We start from the raw sequence: 18,337 nt of genomic DNA on the forward strand, positions 1-18,337 counted from the left end.
AGGAGTTGTCGTATTCTTCTTCAATTAATATATCTACATAAATCAATTTCATAATTAAAAAAAATACCACAAAATCCGAACATCGTTAATTTGCGCTGTAGGCGGACGCTTTCCACTCCAATCAACGGATATCGAGTTTGAAATTAGTAAATGTGAAATTTACTCACATAAATCAACAATTATGCATAACAAAGCTTTCAACATAAAAACCCCGCCCCTATAAAAGGGACGAGGACGTTTTTTCGCGGTACCACCCTGATTACTCCATCAAGGATGGAATCTCTCAAATCGGGATAACGGCCCGGTGCCGGCACACCTTTATAGATTGCTCTAGTCCTGGTGGCTGCTCATGGGGTGAATCGATAACAAACAGAACCTATCCGCGCTTTCAGTCAAGGCACGAACTTCCTTGTGGCTCATCAATTGCTTTCTCTTCCCAATCACTGCATTTTCATCAATTAATCAATAGTATACATGAATCTCTATTGTCCTTCAACAACGAAGTCAATTCTGTACATATTCATACAATAAAATACCTGCTGCAACCGCAACATTCAATGATTCTGCTTTCCCATACAACGGGATAATTACATTTGCGTCCGTCATGGCTAATAAATCTGGTTGTACACCACTACCTTCATTACCAACAAGTACGGCAAATTTCTTACTTACTTCCACTTCTTTATAATCAACTGAATTCGTAAGGCCGGTTCCAATAATCTGGATGTCTTTAACTTTTGATTTTTCAATCCATTTAGTAAGATCTCCGTTAATGACTGGTATATTAAAATGTGAGCCTTGCGCAGATCGAACAGTTTTAGGATTATAAGAATCCGCAGTTCCTTTACCTAAAATGACTGCATCAATCCCAGCTGCATCTGCTGTTCGAATCATTGTCCCTAAATTACCCGGGTCTTGGACGGCATCGACAAACAATAATCTTTCCCAGTTTTCATATTGTCCTTCCGCATGTTCAGGCTGACGACAATGTGCATATACGCCTTGAGAGCGCTCTGTTTCAGAAAACTCTTTTGCTACCTCTAAATTCACTTCAACAATTTCACTTATTTTAACTTGCCATATTTCAGGAATCTCAACATCTTCACGTTTAATTAGCGTAATGACTGCATTATTTTTCAGTGCTTCCTCAACAAGATGAAAACCTTCTACTAAAAATTCTTTTGATTTGTCACGCTCTTTTCGCGTTAAAACAAGCTTTTTCCACTTCTTTACGAGTGTATTTTGAATCGATTCAATCCGCTTCATTATGTAAGTACCGCCTTTTTCTTTTTAGTGTACCAAATGACCGTATAGTTGGCGATAATTGTGTGCATTATGGGAGCAGGAGGATGATAAAATGGACTTTCAAATTAGAGATGCAATTACGGCAAACATGACGGATAATAGTGCGGAAGAGATTCGAAATGTAGTAGATGATGCCATACAACGCGGCGAAGAACATCTACTTCCAGGCCTTGGTGTGTTTTTCGAAAAACTATGGAATGGCTCAGGTGAACAAGATAAGTCTAAAATGCTGAACGAACTTGCACAAGCGTTTAAAGCAAGTTAATCCCCACATAATAAAGGCCAACCGTCTCCTTGGTTGGCTTTTTCTATTCATTAATTCTTAACAAATAAATCAAATCCAGCAGCTGTAGCTACACCAAATACAACCGACCATAAGGCAATACTAAAAACCATCCATACGACAACATTACTTTTCTTCCCACCTAGTAAAAGCCCCAGAAATGCAGCGATATGCGTTCCGATTAATATCGGGCCAAGTAACGCCACGCCGGGCATTCCATACTTATCCCAAATTCGTTTCCCACGATCAGTTCGTTTTGACTCCTTTTTATCATTAGCTTTCTTTCTACTATCCATCCACCTTTTAATTCTTTGATAGCCAACTATGACCACTAACACTGTTATTAAATTCCCTGTAAATCCTAGAATAATAACCACTAATGGCGATAATCCACTCACTATCCCAAGTGGTATCGCCAGCATGATCTCTAACCCAGGTACAGCCGCACCTAAAAACACTAACAAATATTGAAACATTACGATTCCCCTGACACATATTTTTTAATTGTACGATAATAAATCCAATACTGACCTATAGCAACTAATAAAATACCAGCAATCATCCACGTTTTACCAACGGGTACCCCAATATATAGTCCAGCTAGTACTGGCAACGCCCAAGTATAATAAGTATAAACCTTTTTCGTTGCGCGTTTCGTTATTTCTTCAAACAACTCATCATCTTCCATATATTCTTGCGGTTTTATTGACAACATATTAATTTTACTTTCCGGTAATCGTCGATTATGTTTAAAGACTTTCCATGAAAATAAAGACATATATGCGACTAATAACAGCAATGTAATACTAAATACAATACCTAACTTATTTTCAATATTAGCTTGAAATTCAAATCCACCTTCATCAAAGATCGTAAACGTCGATGAATAGCCAATCGTTAACACTAATACCATTAAAATAATAATAGATCCCATTTGCCATAACGGATAAGATACACGCATATCTTTTTTCACTTTTCTTCCTCCTCCCTTTCTAACCAAAATAATTCGTTAATATCACATTTTAATGCCTTAGATAATTTCAACGACAATGTGATTGAAGGTGAAAACTCTCCCTTTTCAATAAAACCAATCGTTTGTCGTGTCACACCAACCCGTTTAGCTAATTCAATTTGCGTGAAATTATGGCGCGCGCGCAGTTCTTTCAATCGGTTGTTAAGCATCACGACACCTCCTAACTCCTAATGTACATAATACTTAACTTTTTGTAAAGTATTGTGTACATTAAGTTATGTTTGATTAACAAAAAAAGACTAGGATTATGACCTAGTCTTTTAATTTTATTATATTCAATTGAATTATTTTATAACAAAGTAGCTAGAACTGCTTTTTGTGCATGAAGACGATTACCGGCTTGTTCAAAGACATGTGAATTTGGTCCATCAATAACAGAAGCTGTTACTTCTTCTTCACGATGCGCAGGTAAACAATGCAAGAACATATAATCTTTTTTAGCATGAGCTACTAGTTCATCATTGATTTGGAAGTCTTTAAAAGCAACTAATCGAATAGCTGTTTCTTCTTCTTGCCCCATACTGGTCCAGACGTCTGAATAAATTGCGTCTGCATTTGTTACTGCTTCCACTGGATTTGTTGTTTCTACAACGCTTCCGCCTTTTTTCGCAGCTAATTCTTTAGATTTTGCGATGATTTCACTATCACATTCGTAACCAACAGGCGTTGCAACTGCAACATGCATCCCCGCATGTGCACAAGCAATGACCAATGAATGTGCGACGTTATTACCATCACCAATATAAGCAACTTTCAATCCGCTCAACGATCCCTTTTCTTCAATAATCGTCTGTAAATCAGCTAACGCTTGGCAAGGGTGATAGATATCTGTCAAGCCGTTAATGACTGGAATCGAAGCATTTTCTGCTAACTCCTTCACCATTTCATGAGAGTTCGCACGAATCATAATACCGTCCAAATACTCAGAAAGTACTTTTGCGGTATCCGCTATTGACTCGCCACGTCCAATTTGTAAATCTTTTGCATTCAAGTAAATGCCGTGCCCTCCGAGGTGAATCATTCCTACTTCAAATGACACTCGTGTTCGCGTTGAACTTTTCTCGAAAATCATGCCTAGCGTTTTACCTGCCAAAATAGGTGGCTTATTTCCAGCAGTTGTCTCTTTTTTAAGTTCTACTGCTTTATCTATTAAACACATAACTTCTTCACTCGTGTAGTCAAGTAATGTTAATAAATCACGGCCTTTTAAACCTTTTAAAATTTCATTATCTACTAATAATTGATTCGTCAAAATATATCCCCGCCCTTTAATTATTATTATAAATAATTATAGGCATGCATAATTATTAAGTCAAGTGAATTATTATAAATTATTACATTAATTAATAGAAGTAAACCTCTCTCCAAATTTCACAAAGATTTCCAAAGAAAACTTATAAAAAAATAAAAAAAACCTTGTTCACCCAAAATTGGATTAACAAGGTTTCATAGGTCTTTTAATAGTAAATCTTCTAAATTATTACAGATTCATTAACACTTACAAAAGTTGATCCAAAAGGATTTTAGCACCTTTTGGACTTAAATAAACACCCTTTAAATACTCTTTATTTTCAGGTAGAATTTCACCGGTCACAGCACATTCATTTGCAACTTCATGTTTTTTTAATATGATTTGATTTTCATCTAAAGATATTTCAATAGGCGTACCAACATCTAAACTATGGGTTCTACGTAATTCTTTAGGCAAAACAATTCGACCTAATGAATCCACTTTTCTAGTAACACCGATGTTTTTCATGGGTTATCCCTCCTACTTTTCCGCTGAATATGAGTTAAGCGCTTATAACACTTGGATTAGATAGTATTTTATCAATCATATATAATTTTATTCACTGTATCACGGTCTAACTTTTTAATCACTTCGACAATTAGTTTTACAGTATTGTCAAAATCATCACGGTGCAACATCGCTGCATGTGAATGAATATATCTAGTAGCAATGCAGACAGCCAGTGCGGGTACACCATTTGCAGAAATATGAATAGAACCTGCATCACAATGAATCCTGTACCTCTATCATTTCCACACATAAATACAGTATATATGCCGCTTCGCTGTTAAAAGAACGTACTTTATCGGAATGAACTATATCAGAACAAAGTTTTGCCTTCATTAGTTCTAGTCTACTATTTAGCATTAAGTTATTCAAGTTTCAACCTTCTACTATGTACTATCGTTTCGTTAGCAACCTCAATTTGTGTGAGTGTTAGAGGTAACGTATTAACAAGAAGATACCCTAACTCAATATCAGATAATACGCCCTATAGATAATCCAATCACCATACAAAAGAACACTTTAAATCCAATATCGTGCTCAATAAAAGTTTTACCGACAATGATTGATATAGAATAGAAACGTACGATACAGAATAGGAGGATATAGATTTGTTCATAAAAATTTTAAACAGTATTTTCAAGTCCAGAATATCATCAAATTTAGAACCTTTAGAAGATACTACAATTAGGAATGATAAAGAATTTCACTTGCAGAAAAGTAGTGAATATTATCAAAAAGCAAGAGACCTTTTTGAAAATGAAGATATTAAGACTTCAATTAAATGGTTAACAAAAAGTGATGAACACCTAGTAAAAAGCTTTGCAAAGGATAAGGAAGAAATAGAAAATGCTTCTATTTTTTTCAGTGTGAATTATGATGGGTATAAAGCGGCAAAAGAAATTATTATTCCCTTAGATAAAATTGATAAAGAGGATGTAGATTTAATTCAAAGAGAAGTTTGTTGGTATGCATTAAATAATATAAAGGCAAATTATGTTTTAATGGCTTTTTTAATGTTTAAAGAATACCAATGGAGTGAATTTGATGATGAAATTAGACGTGTTAAAATATCTAGTAATCCTGAGCAATACGATATACCAAATGGTTGCATAATGAAAAGAGAATCCTCAAAATAAGGACTCCCATTAAACATATATTTATAGTAATGACTATAATTGCTTCAGTCGTCAAGTACATGGCTCCAACAGGAGCTGCGTTTTGATGTGCATAACGTGTCGTAGAGTCGTTCATTCATGATTTCTTATAGGTTATACCACTTCCCGATATTTCTCTATTCTTCCTATTATAAACCAGTTGTCGCTTTTTGAAGTAATGAGTTAGTCCATAAATTAACTCTCTAAAATACTTAACTCATATTAATAAAGTCATTTTCCAATGCCCTTAACGATACTACAGTTAATTTAGAAGAAAGATTTTTAATAATCTCTTCTTTATCTGAAGCTAAATATATCATTAATTCAAACCTATCATCATATTCAAATCTAGATTCACGCATTAATTTTTCTAACTCTATGACAACATCTCTATCTGTAATACCAATATTAACTATGTCAAGATGCGCCTGCTTCTTCATTCCATAAGAAAGGTACTTTACCCAATTTCTCACTTCTACGGATATTTGTTTCCCTTGGTTTTCCAATAGTAAAGAAACTGTATTTACTACTTTCGCTAAATTGGTTTCTATAAAAGAGCCAATAACTCCACGTTCTATGTTTAAAACCTCTACTACTGTCAAATCATTATACTCCGCAATTTCTTCATACCAAGAACCATCTATCCAATAAGTGATTATACCTATCAATTTTTCTTTGGTAAGTATGCCTTTATTCTTTTCATTAAACTTCTCTATTCCATACTCTACTTGAGGAAACGAAAAAATTATCTCAATTATCTTTGTTATCCATTTCTCATCAAGTGGCTGCTCTAATTCTTGCCAAACTGCATCATTTAAATCAACCAAACTAACAATTGATTTATAATCCCTTACACTAAGATTATTTCGTTTTAAGTAAACAAATTCTCCTCTTTCTAGATGTTCTTTTAATCTATTCCCTCTCAATTGGAATAACGTGTCTAAAGAATCAGATTGCTCTCTTGTCGTTTGTTGATATGCAAAAGAACTCTTCACAAATTTTTCTATTGTAGTTTCTAAATCAGTGGCTACTACTTCTTCGGTTAATAAGCTAACCAATGAATAATCTAAAGAGTCTACAATTCTTAAATATTCTTCTGGAAACTCTTCAAGAGTTTTGTTACTTAGAATAAACCTATTTCCTGTTTTCACACTTTGACTTTCAATTTCAGCTGCTAACGTCTCTACAAATTGAAAAAGAGCACCTGTCGCTTTTTCAGTTGTATTATTAATAACTTTATTGAACAAATTATAGGAATTAGGATTAATAAACATTACCGTTCCCTTAGTTTCTTTACCAGCTCTTCCTGCTCTACCTACTAAATTCTTTAAATCCCTAACTAAAATATCTCTTTGTGAATGTTCCCCATTTTCTTTTGTGTATCTCTGTGTAGAACTTAACACAATTGTTTTTATTGGAAGATTAACTCCTTCCGCAAGTGTATTATTACAAATAATCATTCTAATCTTGGATTCTCTAATTACAAATTCAATTAATTCTCGAATATCTTGTGGTAAATCTCCATGATGAAAAAGAACTCCTTTTTCACATAATCTTGTTAATAGATATTCGCTTCCAAATCTTCGTTGGAAATGTTCATTCAACTCATCAAGAGTGTTTTTTTCCGCATATGTTAATGGATTCGGTAAATCCAATATTTCTATTTGATTAATTACTTCTTCAGAAAGTCCATGAACACCGCTATGACCATTTTTGGCAGTTGTAAATAACGCAACAGTCCCTGTAACTTGTGATTTAAGTGCTGTTGCAACAGACTTTCTTTTAAAAGTATCCATACTATATGTATTCATTCTCCCTGTTTCTTGTTTGATATATTTATAATCTGAGTGGACAAGGAATTTATACAATATGTAAGACTCAGGTTGATTCAAATGTGGATTAATATCTAAATGAAAAGCTTTATTCTTTGCCGTTTCCTTAAGAAATCCATAATCAACTTGAGTAGGTTTGTAATTTGATGTAACGACTGTATCTTCACTTCCTCCTAACCAAGTGTTTATTTCTTCTATATTTGGAATAATTGCAGATAGAAATATAAATCTTCTAGAATAATAATCATTTTTTATCACTTTCAATTTTGTAAGTAGTAACTCATAATCTAACCCCCTAGTTATATCATCAATTAGATGTCCTTCATCACAGATAATTAATGAAAACTGATTATATAAGTTTGGTATAATCCCTTCTAATGCCATTAGCTTTTCAGGAGTCGAGATAAGCACATCCACATCCTCAATGCCAGTCTCCTCATTTCCCGTTGAAATATTTCCCCCGTATATTGATTTCACACTGATACCTAAGTCTTTTAACCTTTTACTTAACGTATTCTTCAACTCAGAAGCCAATGCTCTAAACGGTGCCAAGAACAGCACTTTAGCATTTGGGTTCTCTTTTATATAATTATATATAACCAATTCACATATTGCTGTTTTCCCTGCACTTGTCGGCATTTGTAACGAAAAACTTCCTTCTTGATTTGTTAGAATACCCTTTTTTATTGCACTCCTTTGAGAAGGGAAGAAGTTCCATAACTCTGGTTTCTTTATAAAACCATTCCGTACAAAGTCGGTCTGGTCTACACTTACATTTGCATTTTCAATCAAATCCTTCCATACGTTATTTTCTGCAAAGTTTTTAATCAACGCTTGAATGATGGTCAGAGATATGAAGTCACTTGGACTAGCATCAAGCGCTTTATCTCTATCGCTGATTATGCAATCTAACAAGATATTAAAATGCTCTACATTCCCTGTATCTAAATATTTTTTCAATAATGAGGAATACTCATTACTATTTAATTCCCTTTTTAGAAACTGTGATAAAAACAATTCAAATTGTGTATGTGATTCCTCTAGCTCTATTAAATTAGCTAATATATATGCTGAAGAGGTGTATCCTGCTAAATAATACAGAGCGCTAGCATATAACATATTAACTTCTTTATTAACCCCTACAAAACTTCCACTAGTTTCTTTGTGAGAGTAAATTTCCAATCCTTTTGCAATCGATAATAACTCATTTGTTTTTTCGGAGATGTCCCCTTCTTCAACAAGATTAATCATATTACTAAAAAGAGAGATATAGAAATCATCTTTTCTCTGTAAGAAAGGATAATTTGCTTCGTTCTCTACTGGAAGTTCAAATTCATTAAAGCTCCTCCAAGACTGTGATTGCGCTATCCATCTTTTCAGAGTTTCCTGAATCATATTTCTCCACCCCTTCATTTAAAATATCACCATATGTTTGCTCGTACACATCTTTTAAACCATTAAATGTAATTATCATTACTTCATGGTCAAAGTCTAAATTATTAACATTTCGTGGTTTAGCCATTTCTGTTTCGACTAGGTCAGAGTCAATAATAACTATAGCTTTAAAATCTTTTAAATAAGTACCATATTCAGCAGGGTTTACAAAGCGTTTTAAGTTTTTATATTCATCGATATTTTTATCTTTAAGATACTTTGATTGTAACCACGTTAGTGATGTAGCAAGCCGGCTAACATAATCCTTTTGCATATCATTTATTGCATTCTCGACTTGATTGCTCTTTGCTGCGGTAGCCTTTGCTTTAACCTCCGCGGATACCACTACATCAGTTGGACTTGCTGTTTCCCCTTTTTTAAACAGCATTATATCCGTTTTATGTACCGCTGCATCTTTATCATCTTTCCAAATCCATTTTTTAGGACCATTTATTACATTAGGTAAATAATAATCCTTTAAAAAGAAGTATGAGAATATCTCACCAAACTCTCCAGACATTACACTCCGATTCTCAGGTATATAATTATCTTTCAAAACTTCTCCAGCTTGTTGATTTGTTATTGCAACAAATTCGTCCAAATCAGTATCTGATACGTAACATCTTCTAAACTCATTTGGTAATTTTCTTAATAATACATCTAGCTCTTCATCTTTTATTCTAAAAAAAGAAAACTCTTCATTTTCTTGAACAAAGTGCTTTATCAAGTCCACAACCATTCTCCTCCAAAATGCCCATTATTAACCAATACTATCAGTAAATCCGTAATAATGGAACAAGCTTGAATCTTAACACACTGGAATCTGTTGAAAAACATCATTTAAATACAATCTGTGATTTCATTAATCATTTACATACGAACTGTGCAAAGTCTAAAACTTAGTTTCCCTTAACTCACCAAAGAAATTTAATATAGAGGGCTTTCAATATTACTTATAGAATACTCTGGACACAGGGAGGTGGATATAGTGAAAAACTTACAAATTGTTTCTAAAATAAAAAATGATATTGAGCAATTACAAAAGTATGTTGATTTAGTTGAATCATTCCAACCAGAAACATTAGAAGAGCAAATCATCAAGGAATACGCATACATAGGTAGTGTGGAAAAGGTTGCAAGTAAAGTAAATGACATGGGTTATTCCAATGAAGGTCAACCTTTTGAAAAAGAAGATATATCGAATATTATTAAAAGTAAGCCCACAAATGAACTTCATAAATTGATTAGGACAGGATTTTTAAAAAAGACAAGGTATACTCGTCGAAAACCAGAAAAGTTTAATTGGTAAAAGACATCGATAGAGTTTATTTTCAAACTAAATAAAGTGATAAATCAAGATATACACAATAGAGTTCTATATTATTTTACTCCTACAACAGATGCTGCTGTTTTGAAGTACTTAACGTGTAATAGGGACGTTTATTCATAGTTTTCATAGGAAAACCACTTCTCAAAAAAAATATATACTTTATGAAGTACTTGTTTCATTTTGTGAAGTAGTATTCGCAAATAGATTTTTTAATTTAACTAAACAAAGAGCTAGATTGGACAATTTCTAATTTAATCGAGTGCTAACAATAATTTACGCGCAAAAAGATTGTTAAATATAAGTTAATAATTTTAATGAGTTACTATAATTCAAGAATAGTAAATTATTTCTCACTAAAGGTCAGGTTTATTTTGCAATAAGTGGTATAATCTGTAATGAAGGAGTGATTTATATTTCATATTTAAAAGTAGTCGAAGCATCTCTTCCAGATTTCACCGCTTGTGATACAGAACCAATTATCACCAGTTTAACTAATTCTTTAGGAATTCCTAGAACAGTTTTAGCTAATCAAGAGGAAATTCAAATAGTTTGGTCGAATTTAAGAAAAATTTTAGAGGATGTAAACATTGAATACAGACATGAGCTACTTGCTAGAATGGTTGTATCTATACGAATGGGTCTCTTTAGCGCAGCTGTAAACGATATGTGGAACACTTCGATTCTAGCCTTACGTCTAAAAGTAAAGAACTTTGGTTATTCAGAGGCTGCTTCATTTTTAGAAAGAGATATTAATGAGAAAAAGTTAGCGGAAATACGTGATAAAGACCTAATTGATATTTGCGTTGAATTAGGTTTTTTGAATGATGATTCCTATTTTTTTATTAACACCTGTCGGGAGATAAGGAATAATTACTCTAATGCACATCCTTCTAATTCAGTATTGGACGGTACGGAACTAAATTATTTTATGCATCAGTGTACTAAACATATTTTAGGTAATGACATTCAATATATAGGATTCCCTGTTTCTAACTTTATGTCAGTTATAAAAGGAGGTAAAATAGATTCTCATACTAAGGAAACTTTTGTAGATAAAATTTTAAAGTCTAATGATTTACAAAAATCCGCATTACTTAAAATGCTTTTCGCAAATTATGTTGATGAAAAAAATGACGAGAATATTAGACACAATTGTCTTTCAATCTCCCAAGATACATGGAGTACCTACAATGACAGTGCAATAGCAGACCTCCTAGGTCTATATTCCACATATCTGATGAATGGTTCTACCGACAAAAGAGGCTATTCGGAAAGATTTTTTGAAAAGGTTGGAGCATTCGATATACTTCCAAAAGACAAGATTACTTCAATTGTCTTAACAGCGATTAAAGACTTAGAGGAAGCACATCATGGGTTTGATAATTTCTATAATGAAAAGCCTTTTGCTGAAAGATTAGCTGTCTCTTTTGACAATATGATTCCTAATCCAATCTTGAATAGATATGTATATGTAGTAGCTCTATGTTATGTGGGAAGTCCTTATGGGACGTCAGATTCAGCTACTCCCTTTTATGAACAAATGATAGAAAACTTTTCATTAAGAGAAGTAGAACAACTATTTTCAGTTATTAGCGAAGATAACTACTTAAATTATCGATTAAAAAATGCGGGAAGATGTGCTAAACAATTTAAAAAGTTACTTGGGCTGCTAAATGTTGATGCCATACCTGTTAAAAATAAAACAGCTTATGAAAAGTTTATTAAATAGAGTTAGTATTAAACAACTTCCTTAAATATAATTAGATATTAACGACAAACAATTAACCTATCGAGAAGTAAATAAATTTACTTCTCGATATTAGTTAATTTTTTCCGTTTCAATTTTCTTAAATTACAGTAACGTCACAAGTCCACTACATACCTCACTATTATTAGGGAAGACAAACATACATTTGTTACTGCTTAAGTAAAGAATAATCTACGTTAATCTTTATTCCTGTAAAAATCGCATTAAAAAGAAACCCATTAAATCGGACATCTTACCACGTTAGTTATTCCGCTTTTTCATGATTATTTTTTCGTAATGAGGATAGTTTTTAGACTTGACGTGGAGCCTCTACGACATTAATTTATCTGTTCATCTTTCTGTGTTGATATCTGACTCTACTAAGCATAATTTTATTAAACGGACAGTTATATCTAGAAGTCATTATTCATACACTTCTAGATATTATCTAATATCGCAATTAATTGGAGGTTTATAGTTATGACTGTGAGATTAAAACGTAGTAGTCAGGTTTTTCTGTTGGAACCTAAAGAAAACAGTGAAGTGGAACTTTTTCATGAACTTATTGGTGCAATACGTTTGAATAGTAATCTACGTATTGGTGCCTTTGAACGTCGATATTTGACTTACGACGAAGCTAGTAATGTTATGGATGCTCTCATTAAGAATGGGATTTTTCATGTTGGGACAATAAGAACCCACTATATAGATGGTACCATTCGATTGCTTGGTGCATGGCTTTATGGGGCATCAGAAAATACTAGAATTGGCAAGCAAGTGGCAGGTGATATGCTTGAACACATTATCGGTGATAAAGCTGTCGGAATGTTCGAGACAGACAAACTTTTTAGAAGTGAAGTCGCTAAAGAAATTCTGGAAGGAATAATTCTTGAATAACTGGCTTTTACTTTAATTATTAACTTTATCTTGTCATGTCAATAAAATCGTTATTCCATTCAGATTCTCATAACTATTTTGAGAGGGATTAACAACTAGTCCAGTAAACCCCATTCTTTATTTTTGATATATTTGAGACTGAAGACTTATACTTTTTTGCAACATCATTTACTTTCACTCCTTTTGCTATAAGAATTTTAATTTCTTTAACGTCATCACAATCTAATTTTCGATGATGCTGTTTATTCGTCCATTTAAGCCCCATATCAGACCACGTCTTATTGTCCAAAATTTGGTACACATAATACATATTGAGATTAAAAAGAATACTAATTTTTTTTGCCGTTTCACCAGCATTAGCCATTTTAAAAATATTGATTATATCTTCTTCTCTTAACTTTGCCATAGGGTGATTAGACTTACTGAATGACATTATTCCACTTCTATTTTTGCTGATTTTCATTTTTGTTTCATCTGAAACTGGACCATGCTTTTTACCCTTTTTTGCCTTACTAATAGCTAGCCTTGTTTCAGCTGTTACTACTCTTCCTTTATTTGCTTTTGATATTTTATACTTAGTAGTTGGAGACATTTTCCTTCCCATAACTGAACTAGCTACTTCACAGATATTATATAAATTAACATTATTTAAAGATTTACTATAATCCAACCAAAATTGTTCCCTTTCGAACAATTCAATAATATCATTAACTACTTCTAATATTTGTATTACGAAATCTTCTTCGTAGTTTTTATTATAGGAGTTTTGTAAATATTTATTAGAGTGCTTATTATTTCTTAATTCCCAACGATGGTGGTAAGTTCTTCTGTGTAAGTTAACTGTTGAGCCAATATATACTCTATTGCTACTGGTGTTTTTTATCTGATAAATCGCTGGTATCTTTGGTAATAAAAAGATACTTTGTAGGTTGTAAATATTATCCATAGTTATTCACCTCTTACTATAAAGACTCTCCAAAATGATGAATAATATACTAGTATTTTAATAATAAATTATTTAGTATACCCAAATGGTCAATAAAGTACTCATGTTTTAAATAAATATGCAAAAATAGTACATAGTTCTCTATAAATAATTCAGAGCAGACTATTGTACTATTATTTAACAAACATTTACATATAACTTACCTCTAACATCCTTTTACTTAATGAACTTATTCGCTTTAAGAAATGCTATAAAAGATGGATTCTTTAACGTATTACTAAAAGCTATTTGATAATCCAAATGCTTCTCCAATTTTGGAGAGATAAATTACTCTTTCATCAAAACATAATAAATAGTCACAAACAGCCTGTACATTCTTGTTATTTCTATCACAATTGAAGAACCTTATCATTTATATTTATCTTCTCCAAGTAAGTCAGAAAAATCATTTTCACCTTTTTTTCGTGGCTTGTATACACCTTCTCTTTTATTTCTCTACTTAATTTATCATTTTCATTTTCCATTAGAAGTTATTCATTGTACTGACCATTGTAGCAATTATTAATGCATCCACTGCTTGTCTAACTTTTTTTATCGATGACAATTGAAAATGGATATTCTTTTGTGAATTTAGTGGAATTTTCCTTTTCGTTCTGATATGCATGTTTTTGTAATCAATTACAGCATAATCAAATAGCTTTTCAAGTTTATTGCATTTTCCAATAACTCCTTCCGCCTTAAATTCAATTCTTTAATTATACTCATACTAGTTAAATTAGACTTTTCATCAAACCTTTTTTTGTAAGGTATTTCCCACCTTCTTTAGTAACCCTTAAGAACTCATGTATATAATCTTCACTTCTAACCCTCTTTGTGTCATTTTTCTATGGTATTCATCCATTAATTTTCGCTCACTCAGATGATTAATAAAGTACAGTACATATATAAAATAAAAAACCAGAATGTCCTATTAAGGACATTCTGGTTGGTTATAAGTATGTTGTTTTTCTATATGCATAAATCTGATTTCTCTGCTTTAAATGCACACACCAACTTCAACATTTTTTATAGCGCTTCATTGATTAAAATTATAATATAAACAGAATAACACTATTTACAAATAAAGTAAATTAATATTAACAATTAGTAAACATTACAAATGAATATAAAGCTTTGCTTTATGTTCATAGACAACTACAAAGCGGAGCGTGTAGGCGGCAGGCACTTTATAATTAAGCAACGAACAAGTCGCTGCCTACTTCCTCACAATCGCTTCGCTTATTGTTCGGATATTTTCGAAAGCTTTGCTTTCAAAAATCTAAATGGTATAAGCATGACTACAATATTATATGTAATCAATAAGTAACATAGTTTTTTATAAAACTAGTACCTCACTTTAATAGAATACATCAACTGTAACGTGTTATTAAATATAGCTTTATAGTACAAGTCATCACTAACTCTATATAATAATATTAATTAGTGATGAGTTGATTACTTAGTCCAATTTTTTAGTTTTTCAATTGAATTTCTATTTACTTTAATATAACCGTGTTCCTCTAGAGCCTTTACACGGTCCGCCTTCAGCACCCTATATAGATGCGTCAAATTTAAAACTTCGCTAATGACTTTTTTACGATATTCACCTATAGATACCGCATCTCTCAGGTAATCAATAAACATATCTATCTTATTACTTCCTCGGTCTTGTTTCTGCTTTAGCGCAAAATCTAGTTGGATTTCTTTTCTATTTTGCGTACCTTTAATTTGTCCTAGTACTAAGTCAGTAATAGTTTGGTTGTTGTTAACAATAAAAAATTTCCCCTTAAGTTTAACATTACGCTGTATCCTTTTTAGACTTTGATAAATTTCCGAAGCAACAAAGCCTGTTTGAACCTTTCTAAATTCATTGTTTTTAAAAATTCCACGCTCAATATCTAGCGACTTATTAGCCAAGTTTTGTTGTCGTGCATACATCATATAATGCATTAGGTATTGCCCTAACGGAATATTAGGTGTACCAATTATCCAGCAATTTGAAAAGTCAGCGTAAGCATTTTTCCCAATAATATTTCCGAACCAGTTGATAGCATACGACTGTTCAACTCTTTCTTTACCACTTACCTCTTTATCATTTTTTGATGGTTCATTGGCAATGTGGATATCGGTAATGCCGTGACGAAGCAGTTGTTTTTCAATCCTAGTATAATTCCCCTTATGACAAATAATTAATGTACTGTCACCTTCTTCATGATTCGCCTTAATTTTTTCGACAATTTCTCTAAAAAATTGTTCTTGATTATTGTTTAAATTAGATTTACTTGTATTAAATAGCACTATGCCAAACAAAGACTCGCTATGGTCAATAATACGTTTTCCACCAATAACTTTAAAATGGTCTGATATTTGATAAACACCATCAATTCTAGAGCTGGCATCTAATATAATATTGTTTTTCAATCCCCACAATCTATGCTTCCTGTTAAATGTAATTATGTTACCTCCGTTATATATACACATTTCATTGTACCAGTGTTCTAATCCATCCATAAACTCTTGTATGAGATTTCGCTTTCTAATATCCTTAAAGTCCTTGATATTCAATTCCATAAGTTCTTGAAAGTTTTTAATTGTAGCTGGGTGTATTTTGGGTTCTACCCGAACACATTTATTTAAGTCTCCAGAAACTTCTCTTTTCTCCAGTTCATTTCGAAGTTTCTCACATACTTTATCAAACTGTACTTCAATTCTCCTAGACGGTAATATCGACCTTACATTTGAATAGTACATTTCTGAAAAACTATATGTCGGAAAGTTAATTTTTTCATCAATAATTAAAACATCACGACCAATTGTAAACGCCTCGCGGTACTCATCATTCAAACATAAATCAATATATCTTTTATGAGTAATTATGATTACTTTAATCTTCTGTAAAGTTTCAAGTTGCTCCCTCCATTTTGACCAGTTGTCACCAGTAATACCTAAGACAGCAGGGGCACTTATCTGCTCAGAAGAATTATGGTGAAGCAGAGCTGTTTCCATTTCTTCTACATCTTCTTTAAACCGTTTTACAACTAGGTAAGTCCTAGAATCACCCCAAGTATTAAGGCTCTCATCTATAATTTTGTTAGTATATTTACTTTTGCCTAAACCTGATTCCAATGCAAATACATTAAATTTATCAGAATCAGTATTTTGATTAATAATAACATCTGCTAAATACTCTATTTTAGCTGTAAATTCTTCCCCGTACGATTCTGCATAAATATCTTCTCTGAAAAGCTCTTCAAGTTCTTTCATTACTTTATCAGACACTTCCACTATTCTCCATTCCGCAATCCAATACTTTTCCCATTTATCACTTCAGAATGCCCACTATACCATTCATAGCATAGACAATTTTTTATTGGAAAAGTTCTACTTTTTATACATTATACATCACCTTTTTTTAATTGTAAAATTATTACAAATGGTCGATAAAGTACTATCTGAATATTCTTTGTACCCAGTTTTTAATTCTCTACCATTGCATCACATGAGTTAAATATTAATTATCCGCTAAATAGTTATTCATCTTCAAAACCATCAATGAATATACAAGTCCCAAGAACACTTTATGGTTTGTACCTTCATATATAAAGGTACTTTTAAATTGCTAAATCACACTTCTGCATTAAATTTAGTTTTTTTCCTTCGTATCGTAAAAATATCTTCAACAGGGTTTGTGACTCGAACAGTTCCGCCACACTCATTGAATTGCAAAACGTCATTAACTGTAAAATAGCCCCCCCCGACTAATTTTGGTGGATGCCAAGTACTTCATCTGAGTATTTAATACCTATTATCCTTATTGAACGACGTTTAACGTCTAGAAATCACAACTTCTAGACAACGGAAAAGCACATCAAAAGTAAACGCAAATACCCCTTGATAATGTCTTGAAGTTAGTCTAGAATTAAACGTACAGAAGTATATAGACTTTAAGACAAATGGAAGAAGGTTTTGTAATGTCTGTCGTTGGTTATGCGCGTGTTTCAACAAAAGGTCAAGACTTGTCCTTACAAATTGACGAGTTGAATAAATACGGTTGTGATAAAGTTTTTATGGAGAAAGAAAGTGGAAGTAAATCGGATAGACCTGAATTAAAGAATGCACTCAATTATTTGCGTGAAGGGGATAAGCTTGTTGTTTATAAATTGGATAGACTTGCCCGTTCCACATTTGATTTGCATAAAATCGCAAACGAGTTAATAGAAAAAGGAATTGGATTGGTTTTCATAAAAGAACAGATTGACTTTACTACTGCGACAGGGAAATTAATGTTTACCATGTTAGGCGCTATCGCTGAATTTGAACGTGACTTAATCAATGATAGGACAGCAGAAGGAAGAGAGCGTGCTAAAGCACAAGGGAAGCATATGGGAAGGAAAGGTCAAGATGAGAAACAAGTTAAGAAAGCACTTAATCTCTTTGCTAAAAGGGAAGAAAAAGGATTAAGCGTCAATGATATCGTAAAATTGACGGGTGTTCCCCGTTCAACTATCTATGCAAAAGCAAAAGAAGCTAATTAACTCA

Annotated in this window: 16 protein-coding genes and 1 pseudogene; 6 read left to right on the forward strand and 11 right to left on the reverse strand. The window is 32.5% G+C overall.

Annotated elements, in window-relative coordinates:
• Positions 1-504: 504 nt before the first annotated feature.
• A complete protein-coding gene (locus AC3RV6_RS11135) occupies positions 505-1,266 on the reverse strand; it encodes a TrmH family RNA methyltransferase (RefSeq protein WP_489746111.1) in 762 nt (253 codons plus the stop codon).
• A gap of 91 nt (positions 1,267-1,357) precedes the next feature.
• Between AC3RV6_RS11135 and sspI the strand changes: the two genes are divergently transcribed.
• Positions 1,358-1,570 carry a small acid-soluble spore protein SspI gene (sspI, locus tag AC3RV6_RS11140; RefSeq protein ID WP_489746112.1) on the forward strand — a complete coding sequence of 71 codons (213 nt, stop codon included), beginning with the start codon at positions 1,358-1,360 and terminating at the stop codon, positions 1,568-1,570.
• A gap of 50 nt (positions 1,571-1,620) precedes the next feature.
• Here the strand turns inward: sspI and AC3RV6_RS11145 are convergent, their stop codons facing one another.
• The 6 genes and pseudogenes from AC3RV6_RS11145 to AC3RV6_RS11170 all read right to left on the reverse strand — a co-directional run.
• Positions 1,621-2,064, reverse strand: coding sequence for a small multi-drug export protein (locus AC3RV6_RS11145; protein ID WP_489746113.1), 444 nt, complete (start codon positions 2,062-2,064; stop codon positions 1,621-1,623).
• Positions 2,064-2,561 carry a hypothetical protein gene (locus tag AC3RV6_RS11150; protein ID WP_489746114.1) on the reverse strand — a complete coding sequence of 166 codons (498 nt, stop codon included), beginning with the start codon at positions 2,559-2,561 and terminating at the stop codon, positions 2,064-2,066. Before AC3RV6_RS11150 ends, AC3RV6_RS11145 begins: the two co-directional genes overlap by 1 nt.
• On the reverse strand, positions 2,558-2,770 hold the full coding sequence (locus AC3RV6_RS11155; RefSeq protein WP_489746115.1) for a helix-turn-helix transcriptional regulator: 213 nt from the start codon (positions 2,768-2,770) through the stop codon (positions 2,558-2,560). Before AC3RV6_RS11155 ends, AC3RV6_RS11150 begins: the two co-directional genes overlap by 4 nt.
• Before the next feature lie 140 nt (positions 2,771-2,910).
• Complete coding sequence (gene argF / locus AC3RV6_RS11160) at positions 2,911-3,873, reverse strand: ornithine carbamoyltransferase (RefSeq protein WP_489746116.1); 963 nt, start codon at positions 3,871-3,873, stop codon at positions 2,911-2,913.
• A gap of 246 nt (positions 3,874-4,119) precedes the next feature.
• On the reverse strand, positions 4,120-4,380 hold the full coding sequence (locus AC3RV6_RS11165) for an AbrB/MazE/SpoVT family DNA-binding domain-containing protein (protein ID WP_489746117.1): 261 nt from the start codon (positions 4,378-4,380) through the stop codon (positions 4,120-4,122).
• Between the two features lie 71 nt (positions 4,381-4,451).
• Positions 4,452-4,637 (reverse strand): annotated as a pseudogene (locus AC3RV6_RS11170) (peptidase M28); the annotation flags it as partial.
• 390 nt (positions 4,638-5,027) lie between these two features.
• Between AC3RV6_RS11170 and AC3RV6_RS11175 the strand changes: the two are divergent.
• Entirely contained in the window at positions 5,028-5,555 is a 528-nt protein-coding gene (locus AC3RV6_RS11175) for a hypothetical protein (RefSeq protein WP_489746118.1), read from the forward strand.
• Positions 5,556-5,785: 230 nt separating this feature from the next.
• On the opposite strand, the gene AC3RV6_RS11180 is transcribed toward AC3RV6_RS11175, so the two are convergent.
• Positions 5,786-8,800: a DEAD/DEAH box helicase gene (locus AC3RV6_RS11180; protein WP_489746119.1), complete on the reverse strand. Its 3,015-nt coding sequence runs from the start codon at positions 8,798-8,800 to the stop codon at positions 5,786-5,788.
• Positions 8,742-9,572 (reverse strand): Hachiman antiphage defense system protein HamA, encoded by an 831-nt coding sequence (locus tag AC3RV6_RS11185; protein ID WP_489746120.1) that lies wholly within the window; start codon positions 9,570-9,572, stop codon positions 8,742-8,744. Before AC3RV6_RS11185 ends, AC3RV6_RS11180 begins: the two co-directional genes overlap by 59 nt.
• Positions 9,573-9,827: 255 nt before the next feature.
• Between AC3RV6_RS11185 and AC3RV6_RS11190 the strand changes: the two genes are divergently transcribed.
• The 3 genes from AC3RV6_RS11190 to AC3RV6_RS11200 all read left to right on the forward strand — a co-directional run bounded on the left by AC3RV6_RS11190 (position 9,828) and on the right by AC3RV6_RS11200 (position 12,813).
• Positions 9,828-10,148 (forward strand): hypothetical protein, encoded by a 321-nt coding sequence (locus AC3RV6_RS11190; protein WP_489746121.1) that lies wholly within the window; start codon positions 9,828-9,830, stop codon positions 10,146-10,148.
• 424 nt (positions 10,149-10,572) lie between these two features.
• On the forward strand, positions 10,573-11,898 hold the full coding sequence (locus tag AC3RV6_RS11195; RefSeq protein WP_489746122.1) for a hypothetical protein: 1,326 nt from the start codon (positions 10,573-10,575) through the stop codon (positions 11,896-11,898).
• Positions 11,899-12,396: 498 nt separating this feature from the next.
• Complete coding sequence (locus AC3RV6_RS11200) at positions 12,397-12,813, forward strand: hypothetical protein (protein ID WP_489746123.1); 417 nt, start codon at positions 12,397-12,399, stop codon at positions 12,811-12,813.
• 88 nt (positions 12,814-12,901) lie between these two features.
• Here the strand turns inward: AC3RV6_RS11200 and AC3RV6_RS11205 are convergent, their stop codons facing one another.
• Both AC3RV6_RS11205 and AC3RV6_RS11210 read right to left on the reverse strand, forming a co-directional pair.
• The gene (locus AC3RV6_RS11205; RefSeq protein ID WP_489746124.1) at positions 12,902-13,759 is read right to left on the reverse strand and encodes an NUMOD3 domain-containing DNA-binding protein; all 858 of its coding nucleotides are present in this window, start codon (positions 13,757-13,759) and stop codon (positions 12,902-12,904) included.
• Positions 13,760-15,253: 1,494 nt separating this feature from the next.
• Entirely contained in the window at positions 15,254-17,077 is a 1,824-nt protein-coding gene (locus tag AC3RV6_RS11210) for a hypothetical protein (protein WP_489746125.1), read from the reverse strand.
• Positions 17,078-17,769: 692 nt separating this feature from the next.
• Between AC3RV6_RS11210 and AC3RV6_RS11215 the strand changes: the two genes are divergently transcribed.
• On the forward strand, positions 17,770-18,333 hold the full coding sequence (locus AC3RV6_RS11215) for a recombinase family protein (RefSeq protein ID WP_489746126.1): 564 nt from the start codon (positions 17,770-17,772) through the stop codon (positions 18,331-18,333).
• Positions 18,334-18,337: the final 4 nt, after the last annotated feature.

It is taken from the genome of Sporosarcina sp. So3-204 (genome assembly GCF_058068165.1).